Source organism: Flavobacterium sp. 2755, assembly GCF_031455715.1.
Taxonomy (GTDB): domain Bacteria; phylum Bacteroidota; class Bacteroidia; order Flavobacteriales; family Flavobacteriaceae; genus Flavobacterium.
The window spans coordinates 84,248-102,599 of the sequence record NZ_JAVDTG010000013.1; the positions used below are offsets into that span (position 1 = coordinate 84,248).

Here is an 18,352-nt window from a genome sequence, read left to right on the forward strand (position 1 = left end):
ACGACAGAACCTAACTGTTCGCTTGTCATTAATTTTTATTATCGAGACGGAAGTAATCAAAATCAACATAGCCCCCCAAATCTTTTTCCGCATAGTTAAAAAGACCAAACCTATAGCCCATAAAGTGAGGAAGCGTATAAGGCAGTTTTATTTTGTTTCCTATACTTATCCATTCGTTTCCGTCCACACTATAGTAAAACCTGCCCAAATCTGCTTTATCCTTGAAATTACATACTGCTTTAAAATAGATTTTATTTCCTGAAAAGGGAACACTTTGAATTTCTTTTGAACTGCCGTTTATAGTTTCGATCATGACAATTCTCTTTGATCCGTTTTCGGCTTTTACACCAACAAGACCAAAATCTTTTTGAAATAAAGAAAGCCCGGCAAAATCATTTTCTTTCATTTTAGAAACTTCCATCAGAGTAGTCGCTGAACACTGAGGTCCAAACGTTCTTTGAGTGAGCGTATTTTTAGCCTGAGTTAAAGTGTTTGTTATCGAGGCGGTCTTTAATCTTAGATATCCTTTTCTTTCTTTAACTGACCATAATGAATTATCAGGATTGTGGTTCCATTGCCAGACTAACGGCAAATTTTTGTCTCCTTCTTTTCGACTAAAATCATCTGAGCTTACAATCCCCGGAATCAGTCCTTTACTTTCGGGTAAATCTAAATATTGAGGTACTTTATTGTTTTCACCCAAAACCGGCCAGCCTTCTTGCCATTTAACTGGAACAAAGTATGGGATACGTCCTACTCCTCCATAATCTCTAAATAAGTAGGAAAACCATTTTCCGTCTGGAGTATCAATTAAACCGCCCTGTGCAACACCTAAATCCTGTAAGCTGATCTTTCCTTCCCAAGGACCCGTAATTTTATCGGCTCTATGAATAATTACAGTACGCATTCCGTTTTTTGGCCACACGATATTAAATAGATAATATTTCCCTTTAATTTTATACAATTGCGAGCCTTCAGCCCCGAGCATAATTGCCTCTCCAGCCGGACTGCTTGCGTTTTCAATGAGTACCTGATCTAATCCGTTTTCTTTTATTCCTGATAAATCTGATTTTAGCTCTTTGATAAAAAGCTTACCGTTTCCATACACCATATAAATTCTGCCATCGTCATCAAACAAAATGCTGTGATCGTGATACGCAGGACTAAAACTAATTTCTTTCCACGGTCCTTTTTCGATATCTTCTGTAGTGTATATGTAGGTCTTTCCGGTAGTCTGGGCAAAAGTGGTTACATAAAACGTATTGTTGTAAAATCTGATATTACTTGCCCAGGAACCTCGTCCATAAGTATTTTTACCGTTATTTAGATTCAGTTCATCTGTATTTCCAAGAGTATTAGAAGCATAGTTTATTATTTTCCAATTAATTAAATCATTTGATTTCATTATCGGAACGCCCGGACTCATGTGCATCGTGGTACTGCTCATATAATAATCATCACCGATTCTAATGATTGACAAATCAGGTACATCAGCAAAAATCACAGGGTTCTGAGCTTTATTATCCTGAGCTTTTAATGCGGTTAGGATTAAAAAAAAAGCTAATAGATTATATAGTCTTTTCATTGTTTTTATTTTCTGCTATTTTTAGAAAGCTGTTAATTTGTTTACAATCCGAAATTGATAAAACTTAGGACTTACATTTCTCTCTTTAACATTTTTTAAAAGGACCCGATTTTTTTTGAAAATATTTAAAAAAATCGGGATTAAAATTTGAATTAAAAAATCTTAATTATCTGAATAAATCTAAATCAACGACTTCTCCCATTCTTTGATAACCTTTTTCATTTGGATGCAGAAAGTCTCCGTCGTGCATATCTGATAAAATTGTTTTGGAACCAATCTCTGAAGCCATTTCTTTATCAAAATCGATTACAGCATCAAAATTGCCTTTTGCACGAATCCATTCATTTACTATATCTCTTGCCTTTTGTTTGTAAGGAGCATCATAAAAGGATTTTTCAAATGGCAGAATTGTACCTCCAAAAACCTTTATTCCTTTTGAATGAGCTTTATCAATCATTATTTTATAACCGTCAATAATTTCTTTTGCTGTAAGGGCTGCATCTTCTGCTTTTCTAATGCCTCCTATATCATTTATTCCCTCCAGTATAATAAGCCATCTGGTTCCTTTTTGGGAAAGCACGTCTCTGTCAAAACGGCTTAAGGCTGTTGGCCCCAAACCTCCTCTGACCACACAATTTCCTCCGATTCCTAAATTCAGGACACCAACATGCGCTGTACTTTTACTGGCACTTAAACGCGCCGCTAAAATATCAGTCCATCGATTTTGTTTATTTGTTCCTGATCCGCGTCCGTCAATAATCGAATTTCCTAAACATACTACATTGCTTTCTTGAACTGAATTGATATCAACTCCCATAATGGTATACCAATGATCTGTTTTTACCGCTCCAGAAAAAGATGTGTTATTTACCTGATTTCCTTCGAGAATATATGAAGTTGTACGGGAACCGGGGTGTCCACTTATTTTTGATGAAACTTTGCCATAATGAATTGTGATGGCTAAAAGCTGTCCAGAATTTAATTGAAAATCCAAATCATCAGAATACACTTCCTCATTAGGTGCCAATATGACTTGGGGACTGCCTTTAAAACTCAATATTTTCTGTGTATTTACATCAACAGCCGGAGCCTCTATAACATTGGCAACACTTACTGATTTCAAAACTGTAGGCTGATCGCTAAATAGATTAGAAAACCGAAGTTTAATCCGTTTACCGCCCAGCGATACTTTAATAATCTGACGAAGTGTATTTTGTGTAAGTCCCGGTGCAGGCGGCATATTATTGGGTTCAACAAGCATTTGAGCCGTTACCCAGGTACCTGTCCAATTTTGAGTTTCTTTTTTTTCTGCAATTTTAGCTGATTCTTTAATAGGACTGCATCCGGCAGTTAAAATGAACAGAGATAAAAAAAACATCTCTTTAAGAGCACTTTTTTTTGCTTTCATTTTATTAAAATTTACAAGTTCATTTTCGGGAAAAAATTCTGTATTGCTATGGATGGGCATCATTAGCAGAAGTAGCATATAAACCTATCAATGCTCCGGTAAAACCTCCGGCAATATTGGTTGAAAGGATATCTCCCGAAACAACTCCGCCCAGATTTTCAAAATCAATGCCATTGGCCGCATAACTGAATTCATAGCTGTCTCCGGTGGCTTTTACCTGCAGACGTAATGAATTTGTTATTTTGATTTTAGAACCTGCTATAATTTTTGACTGTCCTTTTTCTGTTCTTTGCAATAAAATAAAAGTATCATCTCCTTTTTTTGTGATACCAAATACATAATTAAAACGTTCATTCTGAAGGCAGACAATACCAGCCAAATCCCTTTCTGACTGCGGTTTGTAATCAACTGTGGCAGTAAATGAAAAGGTGTTGTGCTGCTGTCTGTAAAAAAGTGTAGAAGTTGGTTTAACTTCTTTAATGTTTACTTCAAAAGGTGTTATTTCTAAGCCTTTTTTAGTCTGTGAAATAAAGTTTTCGCGCGGACCTCTTAATCCAATCCATCTGTAATCTAATTTTTTAGAGGTGAAATTTTCTGTAAAAGTGAAATTACCATTAGGAAAAAAACCATCTTTTCCTGTTTTATTTGTAGCTCCGGCCGGCATTTTTAATTTGGGCTGCAGGGGAATTAATCCGTTTTCAAAAACAGGAAAATCTCCCGACCAGTCAACAGGCAGTATAAAAGTTTCTCTTCCTGTGTTTACTCTGTTCTGATTATTAGGACGAATGCCTAAGAAAATGCCGTAGTATTTATTATCCGGTCCCTGAATTAAATCAGCATGACCAGCCCAGTCTGCCTTATTGGTTCTGTCTTTTGGAAAATAACGCTGGGTAAGAATTGGGTTATTTGATGATGGTTTAAAAGGCCCTTTAGGGTTATCACTGCTAAAAATAACTTCACTGTGATTGTCTCCTGTTCCGCCTTCAGCACACATTAAATAATATTTTCCATCTTTTTTATATAAATGCGGTGCTTCAATCCAGATCGGTTTTTTAGAAAGATCTACGCCTCCGTCTACAATAATTTTATCGGTACCGGGAATTACTTTATCTGTATTGAGGTCATACTCCCAAATTTTAATTACACGATGACCTTCATACAATTCTTTTCCTTTATCCGGTGCATCGTTATGAACAACATAACTTTTGCCATTGTCATCAAAAAATATGGAAGGATCAATACCTCCAAAGTCTAATTTAATAGGGCTTCCCCAGCCTTTCATAGGATCCTTTGTTTTAACAATAATATTTCCTAGTCCGCCAGAAAATGCTGTCACAATCATGTAAAAAGTATCGTTATGCGGATTATATGTAATCCCCGGCGCATACACTCCAGCGCTGATTCCCGTATCATGCGGATTAAATTCTGAAACGTTATTCAAAATACCGCCTAAATCTGTCCAGTTTACTAAGTCTTTGGAATGAAAGATCGGGACACCGGGAAACATCGCAAATGAGGAACATACCATATAATAATCATCCCCTTTCCTGGTAATGGCAGGATCTGGATAACATCCCTGTAAGACTGGTGTATAAAATTCGTCCGATTTTAATGGGTTCTCATTATAAATTCGATCATCACCGTTGTAAATGACATTGGAAAAAACAGCCGTTTTTCTAGATTGCATTTTTTTCTGGGCACCGCCCTGTGCTGTTCCTTTATAAAAACACAGAAATGCTGTCACTATTATAAAAACAATATTTTTTTTAATCATTTGTTTTACCATTTATTTATTAGAAATATTAAAAAGCCGAGAGAATGCCCCTCGGCTTCCACTAACAAACCTAAAACCAGTATAAGGTAACTGTAAGATTAACCCTTAAAACTGTAATTAAATTGCTAAACAGCCTAAATTAGTAGCCTGGATTTTGGTAGGCTGCTTTTTCAGCAGTACTCATTTCCATACCATCTAATTGTCCTTGAGGAATAGGGCGTAGATAATGATATGGTTTTATGTCTCTGGTAACCACCTCCGGTGTGTGCTGTCCGTAATTTGATCCGCCAATGCTATACTGACCGGCAAGTTCATTCCATTTTTGAGTTCTTACCAGGTCATACCAGCGATAACCTTCACCGTAGTATTCACGCGAACGTTCAGCTAAAATATAGTTAATGTCAATAACTGCAGGAGTTGTACTAGTTAAAAAAGTGCTGTTGTCCGCCGTTTTAGCCACTTTACCATTATTATCCCAGCGCCATTTTCCTGCGCGAGCTCTAATTACATTAATAAGGTCTCTGGCACTCGTAGCACCAGCTGCTCCTTTTACTGCAGCTTCCGCCGCAACAAAATAAAGTTCTGAAAATTTAGCAACGGGATAAGGTCTTGTACTTCCGGCATTTGGCTGTCCTAATCCTCCGGCATTATCGGTACGGTATGGTCCTAATTTCCATAAACCAGGATATACTATACGGCTGATTCCCATTGGAGAAATCACATAATCGGATCTGCCTGGTAATACACCTGCACCTACACCATTATCGCCTGCTCCGGCAGGATATGTAATTGGTGTAGCGGGTTCATCATTAAGAAAAGTTACGATGGCATCGCCTGGCTTTACCGGTAATCCGTTAGCATTGTATAATGTTGCTACGTCGGTTAATCCTGTTCCAAGTAAATTCCAGTTTCCGCGGTAAACGGCTGCAAATGTTCCGTCGTATCTTGAATCGTTTGTTTTCTCTGCAAATGTTTTTGTAAAGACTTCGATAGGCGGCACCATTCGCACCCACGGACGTCCTAAAAACTGATCTGCTGCCCTTTGTACAGTCGAAACCGCAGCTCCGGAGGCATTTTTACTTCTTATTGCCGTATAATTAAATGTTCCCATCCAGCCTGCAAAATTATCCGGCGAACCGCCACTTCCGTAAGTAAGGCTTGCCCCGTTATAATATTCACTTTCCTCTGTATGGTCTGCATAAAGCATTATTTCTTTATTACGATCATTAGATCCTAAGTTTACATCATAATAATAAGGCAATAAGCCATAAGATCCCGGATTATTAATTCCGTCCAAGGCAATGTCGTAAGCTTGTTGAAAATACCATTGCGCATTATGTCCATCCGGGTCTGTTCTTGGTGTATCCGGATATGTCGGGATATTGTTTGGGTTTTCCAACCACCATCCATATGTCAGATACGCTTTTGACAAGATCAAACGGGCCAGCGTTTTAGTTGCTGTTCCTGTTAGCCTTGGTGCATCCGGTAATTCATTTACTGCTGCTTTTAAGTCAGGAAAAATAGCTTTAGTATAAACCTCAGGTACCGTGTTTCGTTTTGAAGATCTCGAAGGCCTGCTGTTAAACTTTAGTTCTCCCGCTCCTAAATCTAAAGGTACGCCTCCAAAATTCTGTACTAATAAAAAATAATCAAAAGCTCTGAAGAATTTAGATTCCGCAATTAAACTGCTGGCGATACCTACTGCGGCACCATTTTCAATTATTCCGCTTGCGGTATTAATATCATTATATGAATTATTCCATACCACGTCAGCTCTGCTTGAGGCTGCATTTATTACGCCAACTCCAGATAAGTCATGATCCTTAAAATTTCCGTCGGCTTGCTGCCCGTATGTATTTTCATCTGTACCGGTCTGCACCGAATTGTAATAATAAGCCTGTCCGTATATCCAGCGTAAATGTGCGTAATGTGATGTTAATCCCTGTATAACTCCCTGTTCTGTTTTGAAATAGCCCGGTTCATAAAAATCATGTGGTTTTTCTTCCAAAATATCAGAGCAGCCCGTGAAGCAGAACAAAGCTGCTGATCCTATAATTAATTTTTTAAAAATATATCGTTTCATAGTTCTTCTTGATTAAAATGTTAAATTAAGTCCGAATAAAAAATTTCTTGTAGAAGGAGTATTTGTTCCAATAACCAAAAACCTGCGTTGATATGAAGTAGTTACTGCCTGGTTTTCATCTCCATAAGAATTCGTTTCAGGATCCATTCCTGATTTTCTATTATAGGGAGAGAAAAGTACAAACGGATTTTGTGCTGTAAAATAAAGTCTCAGTTTCTCGATACCTAGATTTCTCATAAATTCCTGATCTAAAGTATAGCCAAGGGTTAAAGCTCTGATTTTAACATAAGATGCATCAAAATACCCCATTGTCGAAATGTATTTTGGATTATCACTACTTCTGATACCTCTTGGATTAGGGAATTCAGCGTCTCTGTTATCCGGTGTCCAGTAATCTACATCAACATTACTCCTTCTTCCGTTAAGAAGATTTAAGTAACTGTTTCCTCCGTAAAGTGTACTAATTAAAACACCACCGCTTTTAAAAGCTCCAACAGCAGAAAAATCAAAACCTTTATACGTTAAGTTCGTATTAAAACCTCCCTGAAAATCAGGATCTGTCTCGATAATTTGTCTGTCGCTTGTGTTAATGGCACGTGTTGGTGAACCGTCAGGGTTAAAATCTCCTGTATACTTTACTTTAATAGATCCTACTACAGTTCCTTGCTGGTTTATGCCAGTTGGTCCAGGTTCTAATATTGACATGTATGGATCGCCTTCCTGCCAGATTCCTACTTTTTCATAATCGTATATAGAGTTGATATTATATCCTACAAACCATGAGTTTGCCTCATCTCTTTGTGCTCCCGAAGCAAGTTTTACTAACTTATTTTGATTAGCATATAAATTAACTCCAACCGTCCAGCTCAAGCCTTTTGGATTGTCAAGAATAACTCCGTTTAAAGCAATCTCATACCCTTTATTTTCAGTTTCGCCCACGTTTGCCACATAACTGCTCACACCAGATGTTGCCGGAAGGTTTACTCTTTGCAGCAAATCTTTTGTGTTTGTTTTATAATATTCTACGGTACCTGATAAACGATTATTAAGAAGACTAAAATCCAATCCGTAATTCCATGTTCTGGAATACTCCCATCCTAAATCCGGATTAGGCAGTCCTGTAACATAAACACCTGTAGAATTTGTAGTTCCAAAATTATAAGGTCTGGTACTTAAAGCTCCCAAAGTAGAGTATGGATCTACGGCCTGATTTGAAGTTTCACCATAACCTGCACGTAATTTTATTAAATTAACCCATGAAACATTTTTCATAAAAGATTCATTTGAAACAGTCCACCCTGCAGAGACAGCCGGATAGGTTACCCATTTATTTCCTTGCGACAATCTGGAGGAACCGTCTGAACGAATTGTTCCTGAGATAAAGTATTTATTAGCGTAAGAATACATTGCTCTAGCCATATAAGAACTTAAACCCCATTGAGTATAATCCTGATTTGCGGGGTTTATAACTGCTTCTTCTTCACTCTGACCTAGGTTGTAAAACTGAAAGGCATCAGAAGTAATTCCGTTTCTTGAGATCTGTGATGTATTTCCCGTGTACTGCTCATTTGAATACAATCCCACAAAATTCACAGTATGCTTTTCTGCAAAAGTTTTATCATAGGTGATCAAATTTTCAATAAGCCATTGCGTTGATAATTTGTTCGTAATGGATGCATTTGAGATAGTTGTCGGATTCACATCAAAAACCCCCTGCCCTTCATAGTAACCACTATTGGACAAACGTAAATTTAATCCGGTATTCATACGGTATTTCAAACCTTCAACTCCCGGTATTTTAACCTCAGCAAAAATATTATTATACGAACTAAAAGCTCTGGTTTGATTTACATAAGAATCTCCCAGATTATTAATAGATTCTCTGGTGTAAACCCAGTTTTCATCTCCCCCCATTCTCACGGTTCTCTTCAATGATCCGTCTGGATTATATGGATTTGCTAAAGGAGAGGTTGCTAAAATAGTCCCCGTACCAATGTTATCTCCGTTAACAACGGAGTAGTTGCTGTTTGTATTAAATCCCATACGAAAAACGCTTCCTAATTGCTGGTCTAAACCTGCTCTTAGGCTGAAACGTTCATATTTTTGGCCAGGTAAAACAGACTCTTCTTTATAATATCCTAAACCTGCATTATAAGCCCCGTTCTCACTGCCTCCTGAAACGCTTACATCATGACTAATCATTTCTCCTGCTCCATAAAGTAAATCCTGCCAGTCTGTATTGGTGTTTCTTGATTCATCAATACCATCTGTATATAAAGTTGAATAATCACGAAGTGCTGCAAATTTAGCCGCATCCATCATATCATATTTACCAAAAACCTGTTTGATACCGCTAAATCCATTGTAAGTAAAAGTAGCTTTTTGATTTCTGCGTCCTTTATTTGTTGTAATTAATATAACTCCATTGGCCCCTCTCGAACCATAAATAGCAGTTGCAGACGCATCTTTTAAAACATCAACAGATTTAATATCAACCGGATTAATATCTCCAATTTCACCTGCAAATGGCACCCCGTCCAGTACAATCAGCGGATTATTATCACCGGTAAGTGATCTGGTTCCGCGTATACGTATCTGCATTGCAGCTCCTGGTTTTGTCGAAGTCTGTGTTAAATCGACACCCGCAAGTCTGCCTTGTAATGCCTGAGTTACGTTTGCTGCAGGAACTTCATTTAATTCCCTGCCTCCAAGAGAAGCTACAGATCCCGTGACCGCTTCTTTTCTCTGGGTTCCGTACCCAATTACAACGACTTCTTTTAATTGTGCGGCATCTTCTTCAAGACTTACATTAATACGGGTCTGCCCGTTAACAGCAACTTCTTTATTTTTTAAACCTATAAAACTGAAAACAAGAATACCATTGGAAGGCACGTTGATAGAATAAGTACCGTCAAAACCAGTGCTTACCCCATTTTTTGTTCCTTTTAAATTTACATTAGCTCCAGGAATCGGGCCATTTGCATCTGACACAGTACCCGTAATTGTGCTCTGCGCATTCGCCTGAAATGAAAATGCCAGCATTAACATCAAAAAACAAAGGCATTTCAAATGCTTCTGCTTACTTGTAACAAAAAAGTTAGTCATAAAAATTGATTTAAATTAATTTTAAACTTTGGTTTAGTTAATAAGTGTATTTTAAACAAATATAACAAAATCCAAAATACACACAATCGGTTGTGTTAATTTTTATTGATAATTACTAAAAATAATAAGCTAAAAAAAATACAAAAATCAATTTTAATGCAAAAAAAATAAATATATCACAAAAATATATTTACAAAGAGAAAGATTGTTATTAATTATAAAATGATTTTTTATAAAATTTAACAAATAAATAAAAAAAGTAAAAATTGTAAAAATTCGAGAAAATGAAGTAAAAATAATGTTAAAATAACATAATAATCAAATTTAAAATAAAAAAACAGGTGGATCCAAAAAAAATAACAGGAAATGCGGCCTTTAAATTAATCGAAAAACAATCGGTTGTTATAAAATATATTAACAAATTTAACTTACAGGAAACATTTTTGACCAGAAGGAAACAACCTATTATCGACTCCCTAAAAAGCGACAGCCAACGACGTATTAGACCTAGAAAGAAAAACAAAGAATAATAAACATCAATCAGCTGTCAATCAGTATCATCATCTGATTTAAACCGTAAAATTCATCATTAGAATTACAATTAAATTGGCATACTGTGTTTGTTCCTCATCAATTTGATGGTTATATGTAATTTCTAAAATGTAAGGCCGGGTTCATTATTTCTTCATTGTCGACTCTCTGGCCAAAACCTCTGTATTGAGAAATATAATCTCCTTGGCATCATCCACGTTTTGTACCCGAAGGCTCTTAATGACGATTTCGGCAGCGGCTTTACCCATTTTTTCAGCGGGATGATTTATAGTGGAAAGATTAGGCTCAATGATTTTAGAAATTAAATCATCGTTAAATCCTATAACTTTAAATTCCTCGGGAACTCTTATATTTCTTTTTTTGGCTGTCTGTACAGCACTGACACCGAGAATATCTCCAGGAGCAAATAATCCGTCTGGTTTTACTTTTAAATCAAATAAAACATGGCTTGCCCTTACTCCCTCTTCATAAGTAACAGAATTCAATTTAATAATTAATTCTTCATCTACTTGTATATTATGCTCCTTTAATGCCTCTATATAACCTCTTTTTCTTTCACTGTAGAGATTTCCCAATTCTGATCCGGCTGTAAAATGAGCAATTCTCATACAGCCTTGTTCTATAAGGTGCTTTGTGGCTCTGTAACCTGCTGAATAATTATCAATAACAATCCGGAAAGTATTATAATCTTTAGGCACCCGGTCAACAAAAACAAGCGGTATATTATTATTTGAAAATTGATGAAAATGCGATGTGTTTTGAGTTTCCATTGAAAGAGAACAGATAACGCCGCTGACCCTGTTGCTAAATAATGACTTAGCCATATTAACCTCTTCAATATACGAATCATGAGACTGCATGATAACAACAGTATGATTGAATTTCTGGGCGGTAATTTCAATACCGCTGATCAAAGATGACAAAAACGGCTGTGTAATAGTCGGAATTAAAACCCCGATTGTTTTAGTCTTATTTCCTCTTAATCCCGCTGCGAGAGTATTGGGAACAAAACCCATTTCTTTGGCTGTTTTTTTTACCTTTTTTTTTGTTTTATCACTAATAGAATGGTGATCCTTTAAAGCTCTTGAAATGGTAGATGTTGCCAGATTTAATCTGGCAGCAATATCGTAGATCGTAATATGTTTATTCTCTTCCATGGGTAATATACTTTTTAGCATAATTCTATAATACTAAAAAAAAGATGATATAAAAACACTGCTAGGTAAATCTCACAGTTGCTAATAAATGCGGGATTGTTTTCAGTATAAAAAGCCGTTATAAATTAAACAGATTAGGCTATAACCTCACTACTTGACATTTTTAAATTTTCTGAAGACGAACATTTAAAAATGTCATCTATTTAGTAATTTGCTTTCACCATAACCTTTTACATCTTTACTGAAATTGTATTTCCTGTATAATCAACAACTTTACTAAATTTAGTAATATTACTATTTTGCTGGCCAGGATTTTCGAAAACTTTGACAACATTGAACTGCCGTTGTTTTATCATTCCAATAAACTCACCCTTTTGCTGCTCAATTGTTAAAACCTTCTTTGAATCATTCCACTTAAATGTAATTGTTGCATATTTTCCTTTTTCATAATTATAATTATCTCCTTCATCTTCATAAAGAGTAAATATACCATCCGCTCCTTCATAAACTCTAATTTCAAGATTATCCCATTTCTTTTCATCAGCATATTGTACTTTAGGTCCAAAAGGAATAATACTGCCTGCCCTAATATATAAAGGAATTTCATCAATACCTGCTTCCTTCTCAATTTCCTGACCACCATTGTATTTATTATTAGTCCAGAAGTCGTACCATTGCGTACCGGCAGGAAGATATATCTTTTTTGATTTTTTCTGTCTAAAGTCTATATCTGGGTTTTTAGGATTGTTCTTATCTTCTTCTTTATTCCATCCAGTCTCTTCATTAGTTTTTATAATTACTTCAGGCGTATACTGTGCACTAACAACAGGAGCTACCAATATGGACTGACCAAATAAATATTCATTGCTGATATCTTTGGCTTTCTCATCTTGATCAAAATCCATCACTAAAGCACGCATCATGCTAGACTGTCCATTTGTCACTTTCCATGCATTTGAATAAATATAGGGCAATAACGAATAACGCAAATGAATTGTTTTTTCAATAGCATCGTAAATCGTTTCTCCTTTTTGTCCAAACTGATATATTTCTCTCGGTATATCTGTGCCGTGAGAACGCATCATTGGGGTAAATGCTCCAAACTGCAGCCATCTTAAATATAGTTCTTGGTACGATGAATTTTTAGATCCCGAAGCGATATTCCCATTTTTATTGTAGGCACCTGCAAAAAAACCGCCAATATCACTATTCCAGTATGGAATGCCGCATAGAGAAAAATTTAATCCCGCAGGAATTTGATTTCGTAGATTTTCCCAGGAAGAGTTCACATCCCCCGACCATGTATTAGCTCCATAGCGCTGCTGTCCGGCAAAAGCTGAACGTGTTAAGATAAAAACCCTTTTTGCAGATGGTGTGGCGCGCTGATGGTCATAAACTCCTCCCACACTCATTAAAGGATAAGCATTTCTGACCTTTCTAAAGGATCCTAAATATGTTTTATTGTCAAAGTCTTCAGGCTTAACATCTAAATGATCTGGTTCTGTAGAATCCATCCACCAGCCGTCAATGCCCAAAGAAAATAAGCCTTTGTTAAGGTATTTCCAATAAATGTCTCTTGCTTCAGGGTTATATGCATCATATACCTGTACACCTGAAGGAAAATTCATATCCGGCGGCCATACATCTTTTGCTGACTGCGGCCATGTCTGAAAATCCATCAACATATTTTTATCTTTCATTTCCTGAAATTGTGGTGTTTTCGGACCGAAGGAAGACCAGATCGAAATAAGCAGATGTGCATTCAAATTATGAATATCATCTACCATTTGCTGGGGTTTTGAAAATTCAGGATTTAAAAAACTCATACCATTCCAATGATAATTATCGCCCCAATACTGCCAATCCTGAATAATACCGTCCAATGGAACACCCAGATCACGATATTTTTTCACTACCTCAACAGTTTCATTTTGACTTTTATAACGCTCTTTGCTTTGCCAGAAGCCAAAAGTCCATTTAGGAAACATTGGCACCTGGCCGGTTAAATCCCGCATTTGGGCTATAACGCCGTCAGCATTATTGCCCTTCATAAAATAATAATCTATACCATCACCAACTTCTGATTTAAAAGAGGTTTCTTGAGCAGTATCACTAAAATCGGTCGGTGAGTAATTATCCCAAAAAAGCCCATACCCTTTATCTGACTGGAAAAAAGTAACAAAATCCCAGGTGTTATTCTGTACCATGCGGATTTTCTGATTTCTTTGAGACATTTTTCCATTTTGCAGAATTCCCAATCCGTAAATAAACTCTTTTTTATCAAGAATAAAAGATTGTGCTACGCTGTAAGTTTTAATTCCTGAATCATTAAAATCTGTAAAAAGTGCTCCTGATTTTTTCTCCTTTAATAGTGGCTTTCCATCAAAAGTCTGATAAGATATCCTCCCATTTTCTAAATTCAAAACGGCCTCAATACTCTTGCTTTTCAAAGATATAATGCTATCTGTTTTTTTAATAGTAAACTTTGTGTTTTGTGGAGCCTTTATAACTGATAAGCTTTTTTTATCAATTTGTTTTCCAGCAGGATATTTTATAATCCGAATTATTTCAGGACTATAAAACTGTATTTCTACTACAGTATTGTGAATCGAAGTTTTTATCCCCAAATTTGTTTTTTCATAAGATTGAGCAATACTATGTATACTGCTAAAACATATTATTATTGATAATAAAGAAAATTTTAGTGACATACTTAATAATTTTAAATAATTATTTTCTAGATATTTTACTTATAATCCAAACAATTCTAATACCGGTAGTGATAGTAAATTTTTATATTAATCAATGGCCTCATGCCAATCTGTTTCAATTTTAATATAGTACATGTGTTTCTATTGGACCTTTTTACAATTACTTTATTGTGAAAAAGCATAAAATAAATTTAAGTGTTTAAAAAACACTTAAACAAATATAATATTTATACTATTACAATCGGTTGCTTTTTTAGTTTATTTAAAATATCAATAAGAAACAGCTTAATTCGAATATTTATAAAGTTTTCTTTTCATCATGTCATTCATTGCTAATTCTATATTTTTTTTAAAAAATTCCAAATTCAAAAACATAAAAGTTGAATTATTTCCAAAAAAAATCACCTTACCTTTTTCTGTCTTTTTTGTTTGTAAATCCACTTTGGAGCTGCCTCCAATTTTGTCATAAAAAGTTAAATCAGTTTTAAAGAATTTTATCTCTCTACGTTTGTGGCAGAATCGTGGCATAAGGTCTTTTAAAAACAAAACTCCAGCTAAATAAGGTTCTTCGAGGATTAGATTCGAAACTGTATTAAGAAAGGCTTAGATAGCTATAAAAATTTAAATAGCATTAGTATAAAATGAGTGCAGAATCGGTGCATCACTTTTATGTATAAATTTAAAATACTGTCCTACAATTACTTGAAACGTTAAGTTCAAATCATTACTAAACATCAAAAACTCTGTAAAATTTTGAAATTCAAATCTATCTAGCTAGAAGACAGATTTCCATATAAATCTAAAGATTCTGCTTTTGTTTTCTATTTAGTATTGTTTTTTACAAAGCACATTCCCTGTTGTTCAACAGAAGCCAAAAATTGATTTATTTCTCTTGTACAATTATTGAAAACTAAGATATTATTATCCTTGTTGTAGTGAAGATTTTAATTTGGTACACAGATTATATTATTATTATTATTTCTTAATAGATAGTAAGATGTTTAGTTAGCATTTTATGATGGATTAGTATTCTTTAATTATGTTTTTATCCTCATAAGCCATTTGAGCAATCTCATCTTTTCGCCTAAAACTAACCCCTTTATGTTTTTGAATATAACTAATGATTTCTGTAGTAGCAGCGACCATTTGCGGTGTGCCCCCTATACGATCATGGAAACTTATTGACATTTGCCTGCGCTTTTTTTCAGATTCTTTGTAAAGCTGATCAAATTCCATTATAACCTGATGAGCAAATTGGTCTGCGCTAAAATTTTTACCTTCAACCAATACAATATCGTTACAGCGAATCGTGTATGGAACCACTGCAAAATCCTTTCCTTTTATTTTTAATAAAAACGGCTCATCGCGGCTTAAGTCATCAATATGATATTTAAAACCAAGCTCTTGTAAAATTTCTAAAGTATTTGTACCTCTTCTTAACCAATTTGCATTATAACCTACAGGTTCAAAACCGGTTACTTTTTTAATAGCCTCTGTACCATCTTTGATGAATTTTTTTTCAGTTTCATAAGGCATAGAATATTGTGTGGCCCAGTCCATACCGTGTGCAGCGGCTTCATGTCCTCTTTGTACAATTTCCCTGGCTAGTTCTGGATTTTTTAGAACTGCTGACCCCACCATATGTGATGTCACTTTGATTCCAAATTTATCCCAATTGTCCAACATTCTCGGAATCCCTTCTTTATACCCATACTGATACCAGGTCTCACCTGGAAGATCCACAAATCCCTTCTGCATATTTTGCGGAAATGGACTTTCTGAATTTACAGGCTGTCCTCCTGCCTCAAACTGCATTGATACTGATACGACCAAACGCGACCCATCAGCCCATTTGGAATTAACGCTTTCATCATTAGCTGAATTATCTGTCTTGAGATCACTTGCTAGTAATGAGCTTGCCGGGATGAATCCCGCCAGGCCAGCCAGACCTGCTTGTTTAATAAATTTTCTTCTATCCTTCATATTTTTTTACTTTTTTATTTAAGTACCTTTTCAATAATCAATGTTTCTTCATAAAGTGAAAATTTGGTTATCAAATTATTTTCCACTGTAATATGAATCGCAAGAGGCATTTTAAAATGTTTACCATTTTTTTTTACTGTTCTTTCTACAAAACCAAAAACAGCAACTTCATTTCCTCTCAATAAAAAAGACTGTGCCTCAAGTTTTTCACTTCCGTCAACAAAATAACTAAAGAGAGTTTTAAATAATTCTGAAATTTCTTCACGTTTTGAGCGATGCCCCGTCCATGGCATATATTTCGATTCGAACATATACCAGTCCACTTTTTCGGAAACCATAGAAGCAATCTTTTCGGGATTTTTTTCCCCTATATATTTAAAGAACTTTTCTGCAGTTTCTTTTGTTTTGATTTCTTCATCAGTATATACTTGCGCTTGTGCCGAAAAATTAATCAATAGCATCACCACTATCCATTTTATAGTTTGCATTTTTGTTTTAAAGACCACTTTTTTCATAAGATTATTTTTTAAAATTAATTTGATTTAACTTCATTCCTAAGCTCAAAAATGAAACTGCATTGTAATTCCGGTAAAGAATATATTTTTACCCGTTCCGGATGCCTGAATATACTCTTTCGCCTGAAACCAAGTGGCTTCAAGTCTGAAGTACAGATATTGGTTAGGTTCCCATATGATTTCGCTTTCGAGCTGGTTTCCTATTTTCTTTTCTGTAGTCGTATCTCCTGGATAAATTAAAGTAGTATTGGGCGCATAAATACCGTCGTTGCTGCTGTATCTCCAAAACATATCATAATCAATAACCCAATCTACATTTTTGGCTACTTCGAAACTCAATGAAGGATGAAAATCAATCAAATTGGAAGGTCCGATTACTGAAGCAAGACCAAAATAAGCACCTCTTGGGAAAAGCGGATTAAAGGTTTGCAGACTTGTGTCGCCTGCGGTTTTGTCTCCGCTGATTACTTCGGTCTTAAAGCCAATTTCCGGGCGAAATTTGACGGAATTAAATCGATATCCTGCATTGATAGAAGCTGTCCAGGCACTAATATTTTTATCCCTAACATTCCCAAATTGATAAACAGCTTCTGCGTCATAACGCCAGTTTTCTGTTTTACCCCAAATGCGTGTTCCTACAGATTGACGATTTTCTTTACCTGATGCATCATTAAACGCGGCATTTGCTCTTTCATAACCTAAATAATAAACATCAATATTTTTGATCATTGGTATCTGGTTAAAGACCAAATAACTTCCCCATAATTGTCTGTCTTTATTCGATGCATCATCAAAAACACCATCGTGAGCCACGACATAATGCGTGTAAAAAAAATCTGTTGTGAAATTTCGTTTGGACACAATTGCTTTTATTCCGTCAAATGATTGTCTATTGTTTGGTCCTTCCCTAACGGCAACTAACCGCTGTGATCCGTAAGTAAGTTCCTGTCTTCCTACTCTTACAATTAATCTTTTACTGTCTTCATTTATAATATTAAAATCAGAAAAAATCTGATGTACTTCAAGCGGGTTTTGCTCCACAGGATTCGCATCAATTCTACCGTCTGCCATACTGCTCTGCATCTGAACAAATGTTCTAAAATACTTTCCTGCATGAAAATCGGCATGAAACAAATATCTTCCTAAAACATAACCATCGTTATCCTGCGGACCATCGCCCCAATTTTCATTTTTAGCATAGAAGTATTGAAACCGTATATCACCCCCAAAACTGATATAGGTTTCTTTAGAAGCAGAAACTGGCAGGAATTTCAATGTTTTATACCAGTCATTACTTACGGTATCATTTTTCAAAAAACCATAATTTTCATCAAACCGAAGTGATTTAAAATCAGGATACCGCTGTGCAAAACCAGAAAATGAAAGCATTAAAATCACTAATAGAATCTTGTTTTTCATAATTCAATTTTTAAACTTTCAACACTTAGAAACATTGCGTATATGATTTCCAAAGATTTT

10 protein-coding genes are annotated in these 18,352 nt (G+C 35.5%); all 10 read right to left on the reverse strand.

The annotated features are described in order from the left end of the window. Window positions 1–28: 28 nt before the first annotated feature. Window positions 29–1,585 (reverse strand): glycoside hydrolase 43 family protein, encoded by a 1,557-nt coding sequence (locus J2Y38_RS22820; protein WP_309847223.1) that lies wholly within the window; start codon window positions 1,583–1,585, stop codon window positions 29–31. 166 nt (window positions 1,586–1,751) lie between these two features. Further along, window positions 1,752–2,993 carry an SGNH/GDSL hydrolase family protein gene (locus J2Y38_RS22825; RefSeq protein WP_309847227.1) on the reverse strand — a complete coding sequence of 414 codons (1,242 nt, stop codon included), beginning with the start codon at window positions 2,991–2,993 and terminating at the stop codon, window positions 1,752–1,754. Window positions 2,994–3,039: 46 nt separating this feature from the next. After that, window positions 3,040–4,767: a glycoside hydrolase family 43 protein gene (locus J2Y38_RS22830; RefSeq protein ID WP_309847229.1), complete on the reverse strand. Its 1,728-nt coding sequence runs from the start codon at window positions 4,765–4,767 to the stop codon at window positions 3,040–3,042. Between the two features lie 139 nt (window positions 4,768–4,906). Next, window positions 4,907–6,850, reverse strand: coding sequence for a RagB/SusD family nutrient uptake outer membrane protein (locus J2Y38_RS22835; protein ID WP_309847231.1), 1,944 nt, complete (start codon window positions 6,848–6,850; stop codon window positions 4,907–4,909). A 12-nt stretch (window positions 6,851–6,862) separates the two neighbouring features. Continuing rightward, window positions 6,863–9,955, reverse strand: coding sequence for a TonB-dependent receptor (locus tag J2Y38_RS22840; protein WP_309847233.1), 3,093 nt, complete (start codon window positions 9,953–9,955; stop codon window positions 6,863–6,865). A 677-nt stretch (window positions 9,956–10,632) separates the two neighbouring features. Next, window positions 10,633–11,664: a LacI family DNA-binding transcriptional regulator gene (locus J2Y38_RS22845; RefSeq protein WP_309847236.1), complete on the reverse strand. Its 1,032-nt coding sequence runs from the start codon at window positions 11,662–11,664 to the stop codon at window positions 10,633–10,635. Window positions 11,665–11,894: 230 nt separating this feature from the next. Continuing rightward, window positions 11,895–14,375 carry a TIM-barrel domain-containing protein gene (locus J2Y38_RS22850; protein ID WP_309847238.1) on the reverse strand — a complete coding sequence of 827 codons (2,481 nt, stop codon included), beginning with the start codon at window positions 14,373–14,375 and terminating at the stop codon, window positions 11,895–11,897. Window positions 14,376–15,398: 1,023 nt separating this feature from the next. Continuing rightward, window positions 15,399–16,358 carry a polysaccharide deacetylase family protein gene (locus tag J2Y38_RS22855; RefSeq protein WP_309847241.1) on the reverse strand — a complete coding sequence of 320 codons (960 nt, stop codon included), beginning with the start codon at window positions 16,356–16,358 and terminating at the stop codon, window positions 15,399–15,401. 14 nt (window positions 16,359–16,372) lie between these two features. Continuing rightward, window positions 16,373–16,846 carry a nuclear transport factor 2 family protein gene (locus J2Y38_RS22860; RefSeq protein ID WP_309847243.1) on the reverse strand — a complete coding sequence of 158 codons (474 nt, stop codon included), beginning with the start codon at window positions 16,844–16,846 and terminating at the stop codon, window positions 16,373–16,375. A gap of 72 nt (window positions 16,847–16,918) precedes the next feature. Beyond that, entirely contained in the window at window positions 16,919–18,292 is a 1,374-nt protein-coding gene (locus J2Y38_RS22865; protein ID WP_309847246.1) for an alginate export family protein, read from the reverse strand. Window positions 18,293–18,352: the final 60 nt, after the last annotated feature.